Here is a 10487-nt window from a genome sequence, read left to right as displayed (position 1 = left end):
GACGCACAATATTGGCGGCGGCATTCCCGCCAGCCGGTGCAGTTCGCCGAAAGCGTGCGCACCGTGGCGGCGCTGGGATGCTCGGTGTTGATGGAGATCGGTCCGCAACCGGTTCTGACCGGGGCTGCGGTGCAGGTCTGGCCCGAACATTTGGCTGCGCCGCGTGCGATCGTTTCCCTGCGCAAGGGCATCGGCGACCGGCGCCAGATCGCCGAAGCGCTGGCCGCGGCCTATGTCAGCGGCCATCGGCCCAAGTTCGCTGCGCTGCATCATCAACCTCGCCGCAGACTCGAACTGCCCACCTATCCGTTCCAGCGCCGACGCATCTGGCCCAAGACGTTCGGCGTCGCCCTCGACGGTCCTGCAGTAGTATCCGGAATCCTGGGTAGTGCAAAAGATCTCGCCTCCGGCGACGCCGTCTACACCAGCAGGCTGTCCGTCAAATCGCAGCCGTGGCTTTCCGATCACGTCATCTATGGCACCGTTGTCGTTCCGGGGGCTACGTATGCGGCGATGGCCCTGGCCGCCGTTGGGCCGCCGACGCGGGTGCAAGACGCCTTTTTCTATGAGCCGATCATTCTGGCCGAGAAGGATTCTCGCGAGGTGCAGCTGACTTTGCATCCGCTCGAGGACGGCGGCGGCTGGAGTTTCCGGGTAGACAGCCGCCCGTACGGCGTCCGTGATGCTGAATGGTCGTTGAACGCCGATGGCACCATCCTCACCGGTGTCGATGACGAGCCGGCACCCGATCCGGCGGACTCCATCGACGCGGCAATCGAGCGGATGAACCGCACGCCTCCGCAGGTGCTGTTCGAGACCTTCGCCGACAGCGAGCTGGCATTGGGGCCTACTTGGTCCACGTCCCTCAAATCGCTGTGGGTCGGCGAGGGTGAGGCGATCGGCGATATCGCCGTCGGCGACGAACTCGCCGAACATCTCGGAAGTGACCCGATCCATCCGGTGCTGCTCGATCTGTGCACCGGAGCCGCCTTCGCGGCTCACCCGGCGCTTCTCGCGGCCGACCAATGGGGAACCGATCTGTTCTTGCCGCTGCGGTACGGGAAAGTGACACTGCGGGAGCGGATGCCGCGACGATTTTATTGCCGCGGGAGGTGGCATACCAGCGACCACGGCAGCGAAACCCAGGTCTTCGATATCGATTTCGTCGATCGGGATGGCCACCACCTGGGCGGGATTCGCGAGTTCACCCTCAAACGCGCGCCCCGAGAGGCGTTGTTGCGCGGACTCGGCGGCGATGCCACCCGGCTGCTGTATACCCTTGGCTGGCACGAGGTGCCACCGCCAGCGTCGAGCAACGGCGCCGGAAACGCGAACGGCACCTGGCTGATTGCCGGATTCGACGAACTGGCGGCCGACCTGCCGGGCTGCATCCGTTTTGATCGGACTACGGATCCGGAACCCCTTGGGCAGCTGTTGGCACAGGCTCAAGAGCGCGGTGTGCCGATCTCCCGCATCGTCTGGCGCAGCACCGGACCGAGTGCAGAAGAGTCGAGCGCTGACGTTGTCGCGCGGCTGGAGACCGAGATCGCTGACCTGCTAAACGCCGTGCACACCCTGCAGGCTGATGAGGCGGTGAAACTTCCTGGCGGACTGTGGATCATCACCGAACGGGCTGTGGCAACCGAAACCAGCGAGTCGGTCGACCCCGTGCAGGCGGCGCTCTGGGGGCTCGGTCGCACCATCATCAACGAGGAACCGGCCCTGGGCTGCAAACTGGTCGATTGCGATGGATCAGAGGAGGCTGTGCACGCACTGGTCGGCCTGCTCGGCACACCGATCGAGGAACCCGAACTCGCACTGCGGCAAGGAAAGTTCCTGGCGTCCCGGTTACTGCCATGGGCGCGCGGCGGTCATCTCCAGGTACCGCGGGCAACCGACTACGTCCTGGCGCCTACTGAACGCGGCGCGATCGATAACCTGCGTCTGGCCGAGAGCGAAGTGCCGCCACCCGACCCGGGCTGTGTGCAGGTCCGGGTGGAGGCCGCTGGTCTCAACTTCCGGGATGTGCTCAATGTGCTTGGCCTCTACCCGGGTGATCCGGGGCTGATCGGCGGTGACTTCTCCGGCACCGTCACACAGGTGGGTAGCGGCGTCACCGGACTCGAGGTCGGCCAACGCGTCTTCGGCTTCATGCAGGGCGCGTTCGCCAGCCGGGTCAATGTGCCGGTCCAGGTGCTGGCGCCGGTGCCCGATGGGCTGGGCGCGGTAGCGGCGGCCAGCATTCCCGCAGCGGCGCTCACGGCCCGACTCGCGTTCGACTGGGCGCAGTTGCGGCCCGGTGACCGCGTGCTCATTCACGCCGCTAGCGGTGGTGTCGGGCTGGCCGCGATCCAGATGGCACAGCAGCACGGCGCGATCGTCTTCGCGACCGCCAGCACCTACAAACGCGCGACGCTGCGCAAGCTGGGCGTGGAATATGTCTACGACTCGCGCAGTACGGATTTCGCCGACCAAATCCTCGCCGACACCGACGGTGCCGGCGTCGACGTGGTGCTCAACAGCTTGACCAATGAGGGGTTTGTCGAAGCGACCGTGCGGGCCACCGCCCAGAATGGCCGTTTCGCCGAGATCGCCAAGCGAGACATCTGGACGCGCGCGCAGATGGCGGCGGCCCGTCCCGATATCGCCTACGAGATCGTTGCGCTGGACGACACCACCCTGCGAGACCCCGAGCAGATAAAACGTTTGCTGACCGAGGTGTCGGACGGGTTGGCCAGTGGCGAGTGGACGCCGCTACCCGTCGAGATCTTTCCGCTGACGGAGGCGAGGGCCGCGTTCCGCCGCATGCAGCAAGCGCGGCATATCGGGAAGATCGTGCTGCAAATGCCGAACCCACTACAGCCGCGAGGCGATCGGAGCTATCTGATCACCGGTGGACTCGGTGCAATCGGTCTGCACACTGCGGCCTATCTAGCCCAACTCGGGGCCGGTGACATCGTGTTGACCAGCCGGCGCACGCCCGATGCGGACGCACAACGCGCAATCGACGACATCACCGAGCGTTACCGGTGCCGCATCCACACCTTCGCGGCCGATGTCGGCGATGAGTCTCAGGTCGATGAGTTGCTGGGGCGGATCCGTACGGAGTTGCCGCCGCTCGCGGGGGTGGCACACCTGGCGGGCGTGCTCGACGACGCGCTGCTACCGCAACAGAGTTTGGAGCGTTTCCGGACGGTGTTGGCGCCCAAGGCGTTCGGTGCCTACCACTTAGACCGGTTGACGAAGAAGGACGATCTCGACTTCTTCATCGTGTCCTCCTCGGTGTCCAGCTTGCTCGGTTCACCCGGCCAGGCCAACTACGCGACTGCCAATGCGCTGCTCGATGGGCTGGTCGCGGAACGAAAGGCGCAAGGCTTGCCGGCGACCGGCGTCAACTTTGGTCCCTGGGCCAAGGGTGGCATGGCCTCTTCGGAGGCCGTGCGCGCCAATGTCGGTGCGCAACTCCTGGTTCCGCTGGAACCCACTGCTGCCCTCCACGCGCTCGCCGAGGTTGTCGCCAACGGAACTGGTCAGGCAACCGTCATCAAAGCCAACTGGCAGCGTGCCGCGAAGCTGCTGGGCGGTTCTCGCCCACCGATTCTCGACCTTGTGTTGCCGAGTGAGGTCGCGGAGACAACCGGTGACAGTGAATTGCTCCGGCAACTGCAGGAGATACCCGAGGCGCAGCGCGCCAGTTTCCTGACCGAATTCCTGCAGCGCGAAGTGCAGCAATTCCTGCGGCTCGCGCAACCGCCCGCCGCAACCAGTCGGTTCCTGGACCTGGGTACGGATTCACTGATGGCGGTCGAACTCCGCAACCGGTTGTACAGCCAGTTCGGTGGCGCGCTCACGATCAGCGCTACCGCGGTCTTCGACTATCCGACGATCGGGGGGCTCGGCGAATACCTCGCGGCTCAGCTGCCCGATTCGGAATCGGGATCGACTGAGGTGGCATCGGATGCGGCGCCGGCGTCGGACGACGGGGAGTCGGTTGCAGCGCTGTCGGGCGAGGCGGAATCCGTTGCAGCGCCGGAGCCATCGTAGTCGGGCGAGGTGGAATCGGTCGCAGCGCCAGCTAGCAGCGGTCGGCTGTCGGCGGTGAGGTAACCCAGTATCCCGGTTCGGGTGCCCGCCGACAGGAATTCCGCGACTTCCTCGGAGAGTTCAGCCATGCGACTACTTGACCTACAACGTCACGACCTCGTAGTCGCCGACCTGATCGATCAGGACGTGCAGGTGGTCCTGAGACGATCCGAGGGTGCGCTCGATCGCGGTCAGCCGCGCCGCGTAGTGGCCGACCGGGTATTCCGCCGTCATCCCGATGCCGCCGTGCAGTTGGATCGACTCCTGCGCGATGTGCCGGCCCGAGCGGCCAATCTGCAGCTTGGCCCGCGAAGCGATCACCGGGTCGAGATTGCCATCGGCGATCGATAGAGCCGCATAGAGGTTCATACTGCGGGCCAGCTCCAACGAGACGTACATGTCGGCGGCGCGCTGAGTCAGCGTTTGGAAAGTGTTCAGGGTGACGCCGAACTGCTTGCGCGTCTTGAGGTAGTCGGTCGTCAGCAGCAGCGCCTCCTCCATGGCGCCGACCGCCTCCGCACACAATGCGGACTGGATGCGGACGAGGCCGTTGCGGATGGCCGCTGATGCGTCCACCGCACCGCCGAGCGGCTCGCCCGGTGCCTGGTCCAGGTCGATCTGGGCACCACGCTGGCCGTCGAACGTGCGGTACGGGTGGCGGCTCACGGCCTCACCGTCGACCAGGAACAATCCGATTCGGCCGTCGGGCAACTTCGCGCTGAGGACTAGGGTGTCAGCGGAGTCGCCAGCGAGCACCGGGTTCTTCCGTCCGCTCAGCACCCACGAGTCACCTTGTTGCACAGCGGTTGTCGTGACGTCCTCGGAGAAAGCCGCGCGTGTGCCCGGTTCTAGGTGCGCAAACGCCAGCAACCGCCGCCCTTCGGCGACCTCGTCGAGCAGTTGCTTCTGGGCGTCGCTGCCCACCTCGGCGATGATCGCCCCCGGTCCCAGCGCCGCATGCACGACGGGTTCGGGCGCGAGCCGGCGCCCGACTTCGGTGAGCACGACCATCACTTCGATCTGTCCCGCCTCGTCGGGGTCGAATCCGAGCCCGAGAATCCCGGTTTCGGCCAGCTGAGTCCACACCTCCCGGCTCCAGCCCAGATCGGAGCCGATGACCTTATTGCGGCTCTCGGGGTCATAGCTGCGGGACAGCAAGTCGCGGGTGGTGTCGCGCAGCAGCACCTGTTCGTCACTCAACTGAAAGTCCATGGGTCTACCTCAGGTTTCTGTCTTACAAGCCGAGAATGGTCGACGCGATGATGGTGCGCTGTACTTCGTTGCTGCCGCCGTAAATCGACGTCTTGCGGAGGTTCAGGTAGTGCGGGGCGCTACCCTGCGCCCATTCCGGTGACGCGATATCGTCACCGGCATCGAAGGGCAGCGCATCCGGGCCGGCGACTTCCACGAGCAATTCGGTTGCGGTCTGCTGCAACTGGCTGCCGCGCAGCTTGAGCACCGACGATGCCGGATTGGGCTTACCGTCCGCAGAGCCGGATGCGACCCGCATTTGCGTGAGTTCCAGCGCCAGCAACTCGTTTTCGGCTTCGGCGAGCCGGGCGGCGAAGAGCGGATCGTCAAGCAGGCCGGTGTCGGCGGCACACTGCTTGACCTCGGCAAGACGGACCTTGGTGCGACCCACCCCGGCGATGCCGGTCCGCTCGTTGCCCAACAGGAACTTCGCGTATGTCCAGCCCTGATTCTCTTCTCCGACAAGCTGATCGGCGGGTACCCGGACGTCCTCGAAGAACACCTCGTTGACCTCGTAGCTGCCGTCGATCAACTTGATCGGCCGCATCGTGATCCCGGGGGTGTCCAAATCGATGAGCAGGAAAGAGATTCCGGCCTGCTTCTTGGGCGCCTGCGGGTCGGTACGCACCAGACAGAAAATCCAGTCGGCGTATTGACCCAACGTCGTCCAGGTCTTCTGCCCGTTGACGACATAGCTGTCGCCGTCACGCAGGGCGGTGGTGCGCAGCGACGCCAGATCCGAGCCGGCTTCGGGCTCGGAGAACCCTTGGCACCACCAGATATCGATGCTGGCCGTCGGCGGCAGGAAGCGTTGCTTGATCTCCTGGGAGCCGAACTCGGCGATCACCGGTCCGACCATCTTGGCGTTGAAGTTCAGTGGTTCCGGCACGCAGGCCAGCTGCATCTCGTCGAGCCAGATCTGGTGCTGAGCGGGCGTCCAGTCCTTGCCGCCCCATTCGACGGGCCAATTGGGCACCGCCAGCCCGTGATCATTGAGGATCTTGTGGCTGGTGATGAAGTCGTCGCGGCCGAGTGGTAAGCCCAGGCGGGTTCTCTCGCGAAATTCCGCCGGAATCTTCGTCGTGTAAAAGGTGCGCAGCTCATCACGGAAGGCGGCTTCGTCCGGTGTGAGTGCCAATTGCATGGCGGCCTCCTCTGTTGGATCCGACGGTCCCTGCCCTGCACGTTATCCGCATCCCCAACCAACCAGTCAGGCGGCTCGGCGCTCAGGCGGTTGTGCACAGCCGGCAGCCCGTCCACAGCCGGTGCCAGCAGGCCCCGCGACGGCGCTGCTGAGACAGTCGACGCGCCTACGTTCGGCGCATGCGCACAGAACTGCCCGCCGAGCGACTGCATCGACGACTTGGCGCCCAGCCGGATACCGATGCCGACGACGCCGACGCCGATACCGACCCGAACTCTCTGCTGCCGCGGTGGCTTCCGGACGGCTCCGCAGCGGGTGCCGCCGGCTGGATCGCCAAGGTGCGTGCCGATCCGGGCCGCGCCGGCGCCATCGCATTGGCCGCGATAGCGGCCATTGCGGTGCTGGTCGCCATCTTCACTTTGATGCGGGACCAGCCGGCACCGATTCGGTCGGCGAAACTGCCACCCGTCGAGGCGGTGGCGTCGTCGAGCCGCGGCCCGAGTCCAAGTCCGACGGCCAAGCCGAGCCAACCGGTGGTGGTGAGTGTGGTGGGCCTGGTCCGCGCGCCAGGCCTGGTCACGTTGGCCCCCGGCGCGCGGATCGCCGATGCGCTGAAGGCGGCAGGCGGAACGACGGATGGTGCCGACACCATTGGGCTGAATATGGCCCGCCAGGTCGATGACGGCGAGCAGATCGTCGTCGGCATCGCACCGGTCAAGGGGCAGCCGCCCGTGTTGGGCAGTTCGGTGAGTTCTGGCTCGGCCGCCCCGACCGCACCGGGCAAGACTTCTGGTCCGGCCAAACCGGGGACGGCTCAGGTGGTCAACCTGAACACCGCGACGGCGCAGCAGTTGGACGCCCTGCCCGGGGTCGGGCCGGTGACCGCGGCGGCCATCGTGGCCTGGCGGGATGCCAACGGCAAGTTCACCAGCGTCGACCAGCTCGCCGAGGTTGACGGCATCGGCCCCGCGCGACTGGAAAAGTTGCGCCCGCTGGTCCGTGTCTAAAACAGGTGCAGCAGCCATCCGGTGGCGACGCCGCGACGACGCGGCTGGATGCGCGTCTGGTGCCGGCCGCATTGACCAGTTGGGCGGTCACTGCGGTGGGAGTCTTGTGGCCGGTCGGCAGTGTGGTCGGGTCGGTATGTGCGGCGGGGAGCGTCTTCGGCCTTCTACTCTGGCGCGCCGGACACCGAAGCCCGCGGCTGCGGGCCATCGGCGTCGGCCTGGTCGTCGTCGGTGTCGTGGGGGCGGGCTTCGGGTTTGCGATCGCGTTGCGCGCCAACGCAGTCGCTCGCCACCCCGTCACCGCGGCGTTCGGAACCGCGGCGCAGGTGGTGGTCACGCCCAGCGAAAGCGCACTGTCGTTGGGTCGCGGCCGGTTGATGTTCCGTGCCAAGCTGCAGCAACTCGGACACGACCAGATCTCGGGTCGGGTGGTTGTTTTCGCGCCGGCCCGCGACTTCAGCGCGGTGATGGTCGGTCAGCCGATGCGCTTCCGCGCCAGAATCACTCGCCCCACCCGACACGACCTGACGGTCGCGGTAGTGAACGCGGTCGGTGAGCCGGCGATGGGCCGGGCCGGGCCGGTGCACCGGGCCGCGCACGCGGTCCGCGCGGGTTTCGCCGCCAGAGCGCGACAAGTGCTGCCCGCAGACCAAGCGGCGATGCTGCCCGCGCTGGTGCTCGGCGACATGTCGACGGTCAGCACGGTGACCAGCCAGGAATTCCGCGCGGCCGGTTTGACGCACCTGACAGCTGTATCGGGGGCCAATGTCACGATCGTCTGCGGGGCGGTGCTGTTCACGTCGCGGCTAATCGGGCCGCGGGCCGCGGTGGCGCTGGCCGGTGTCGCCCTGGTGGTATTCGTCATCGTCGTGCAGCCCACGGCCAGCGTGCTGCGCGCGGCGGTGATGGGCGCGATCGCGCTCGTCGGTGTGTTGTCTTCGCGGCGGCGGCAAGCCATTCCGGCTCTCGCGGCCACCGTACTGCTATTGATGGTCACCGCCCCTCAGTTGGCCGTCGACGTGGGCCTGGCTCTGTCGGTGGTGGCGACGGCGGCGCTGGTGGTCATCGCGCCGATCTGGTCGCGGCGCCTGGTGGCGGCCGGCTGGCCCAAGCCGTTGTCAGACGCCGTCTGCGTTGCGTGTGCCGCGCAGTTGGTCACGGCTCCGCTGATCGCCGGCATCTCAGGCCGGGTGAGCCTGGTGGCCGCCGCAGCCAATCTCGCAGTGGCGGCGCTGATCGCGCCGATCACCGTGCTGGGCAGTGCTGCAGGCGCGCTGTGCTCGTACTGGCCGGCCGGGGCGCAACTGTTGATCCGATTCACCGGTCCCGAACTGTGGTGGGTATTGCGGATCGCGCATTGGGCTGCCGGTGTGCCCGCCGCCAACGTGCCGGTACCGTCCGGGCTGCCGGGTGTCCTGCTGGTCGGTGCCGCTGGTGTGCTGGCCGCCGTGTTATGGCGGCGGCGATGGTTTCGGGCGGGGATGGCGGTCGTGGCCGCCGGGTTGCTCGCCTGGTCGCTGTCGGGTCTGCTGGTAGGGGCCGGCGGGTCTGTCGGCAACACATGACACGATCAAACGGTGAGCCAGCAGGTTTCGGCATTGCATCTGGTACTGGGCGACGAAGAGCTGCTGGTCGAACGCGCCGTCGCGCAGGTACTGCGGTCGGCACGCCAGCGCGCCGGCACCGACGACGTCCCGGTGAACCGGCTGCGGGCCGGCGAAGTCGGCGTGTACGAGTTGGCCGAACTGCTGAGCCCGTCGCTGTTCGCGGACGAGCGGGTGGTCGTCCTGGAAGCCGCCGGTGAGGCAGGCAAGGAAGCCGCGGAGTTGATTGCCAATGCCGCTACGGACATCCCGTCGGGCACCGAGCTGGTGGTCGTGCATTCAGGTGGCGGACGTGCCAAGGGGCTGGCCGGTCAGCTGCGCGCGCTCGGCGCGCACGTGCATCCGTGTGCGCGGATCACCAAGGCCAGCGAACGCGTTGACTTCGTCCGCACGGAGTTCCGCTCGCTGAAGGTCAAAGTCGACGACGACACGGTCAGCGCGCTACTGGATGCGGTCGGCTCCGACGTCCGCGAACTTGCCTCGGCCTGTTCACAATTGGTCTCCGACACCGGCGGCCACGTCGATGTCGCCGCGGTGCGGCGCTATCACGGTGGCAGGGCCGAGGTGAAGGGTTTCGACGTCGCCGACAAGGCCGTGGTCGGTGACGTCGCAGGGGCTGTCGAGGCGCTGCGGTGGGCGATGATGCGCGGCGAGCCGCATGTGGTGTTGGCCGACGCGCTGGCTGAGGCGGTACACGCCATCGGTCGGGTGGGGCCGCTTTCTGGTGACCATTACCGGCTGGCCGCCGAACTTGGGATGCCGCCCTGGCGGGTGCAGAAGGCGCAGAAGCAGGCCCGGCGCTGGTCCCGCGACATGGTGGCTACCGCGATGAGATTGGTGGCGACGCTGAACGCCGACGTCAAGGGCGCGGCCGTGGATGCCGACTACGCGCTGGAAGCGGCGGTGCGAAAAGTCGCCGAGCTAGCGGCCGGTGACGATGCGGGCCGGGGAGCCCGAGGTAGGGGTACCCCCAGCCGCGGGGGGGGACCCCAGCCGCGCAGCGGCGAGGGGACGGCGAGGGGGCAAGCCGAGCGATTGGGTAGGGCCGATCCGGGTCGCTGAACTCAGAGTTTGTTGAGGGCGTGCGCGAGCGCTGACTTCTTGTTGGCCGCCTGGTTCTTGTGGATCACGCCCTTGCTGGCCGCCTTGTCCAACTTGCGGTTGGTGGAGGCCAGCAGTTTGGTGGCCTTCTCCTTCTCGCCGGCGGCGGTGGCCTCGCGGAATGCGCGGACAGCCGTGCGAAGCGACGACTTCACCGACTTGTTGCGCAGTCGGGCGCGCTCGTTCGTGCGGTTGCGCTTTTGCTGCGACTTGATGTTGGCCACGCGTTAATTCCTTCGCAAATCTTTAGCGGCTTGTGATGTCACGATCTTCCGCCGCGTCCCAACGCTTAAGCGG

At 66.8% G+C, this 10487-nt stretch carries 6 protein-coding genes and 2 pseudogenes; 4 read left to right on the top strand and 4 right to left on the bottom strand.

The window, feature by feature from the left end:
• Positions 1–4044: SDR family NAD(P)-dependent oxidoreductase (locus VEI45_RS06420; protein WP_324851232.1), on the top strand; the 4044-nt coding region annotated here is incomplete at its 5' end.
• Positions 4045–4073: 29 nt separating this feature from the next.
• Here the strand turns inward: VEI45_RS06420 and VEI45_RS06415 are convergent.
• The 3 genes and pseudogenes from VEI45_RS06415 to VEI45_RS06405 all read right to left on the bottom strand — a co-directional run.
• A pseudogene (locus tag VEI45_RS06415) lies at positions 4074–4172 on the bottom strand (PPOX class F420-dependent oxidoreductase); the annotation flags it as partial.
• Between the two features lie 13 nt (positions 4173–4185).
• Entirely contained in the window at positions 4186–5295 is a 1110-nt protein-coding gene (locus VEI45_RS06410) for an acyl-CoA dehydrogenase family protein (protein ID WP_324851230.1), read from the bottom strand.
• 22 nt (positions 5296–5317) lie between these two features.
• The gene (locus VEI45_RS06405; RefSeq protein WP_324851228.1) at positions 5318–6478 is read right to left on the bottom strand and encodes an acyl-CoA dehydrogenase family protein; all 1161 of its coding nucleotides are present in this window, start codon (positions 6476–6478) and stop codon (positions 5318–5320) included.
• Positions 6479–6657: 179 nt separating this feature from the next.
• On the opposite strand from VEI45_RS06405, the gene VEI45_RS06400 reads away from it, so the two are divergent.
• The 3 genes and pseudogenes from VEI45_RS06400 to holA all read left to right on the top strand — a co-directional run.
• Positions 6658–7485 (top strand): ComEA family DNA-binding protein, encoded by an 828-nt coding sequence (locus tag VEI45_RS06400; protein ID WP_324851226.1) that lies wholly within the window; start codon positions 6658–6660, stop codon positions 7483–7485.
• A gap of 5 nt (positions 7486–7490) precedes the next feature.
• Entirely contained in the window at positions 7491–9050 is a 1560-nt protein-coding gene (locus tag VEI45_RS06395) for a ComEC/Rec2 family competence protein (RefSeq protein ID WP_324851224.1), read from the top strand.
• 12 nt (positions 9051–9062) lie between these two features.
• A pseudogene (gene holA / locus VEI45_RS06390) lies at positions 9063–10037 on the top strand (DNA polymerase III subunit delta); the annotation flags it as partial.
• Between the two features lie 116 nt (positions 10038–10153).
• Here holA and rpsT read toward each other — a convergent pair.
• Complete coding sequence (rpsT, locus tag VEI45_RS06385; protein WP_324851222.1) at positions 10154–10414, bottom strand: 30S ribosomal protein S20; 261 nt, start codon at positions 10412–10414, stop codon at positions 10154–10156.
• Positions 10415–10487: the final 73 nt, after the last annotated feature.

This window comes from Mycobacterium sp. (assembly GCF_035623875.1).
Classification (GTDB): domain Bacteria; phylum Actinomycetota; class Actinomycetes; order Mycobacteriales; family Mycobacteriaceae; genus Mycobacterium.
This window is presented reverse-complemented; position numbering and strand designations above follow the sequence as displayed.

Excerpts from the sequence above, each read along its gene's own strand:
- VEI45_RS06410 (WP_324851230.1), bottom strand. The coding sequence starts at position 5,295 with ATGGACTTTCAGTTGAGTGACGAACAGGTGCTGCTGCGCGACACCACC.
- VEI45_RS06405 (WP_324851228.1), bottom strand. The coding sequence starts at position 6,478 with ATGCAATTGGCACTCACACCGGACGAAGCCGCCTTCCGTGATGAGCTG.
- VEI45_RS06400 (WP_324851226.1), top strand. The coding sequence starts at position 6,658 with ATGCGCACAGAACTGCCCGCCGAGCGACTGCATCGACGACTTGGCGCC.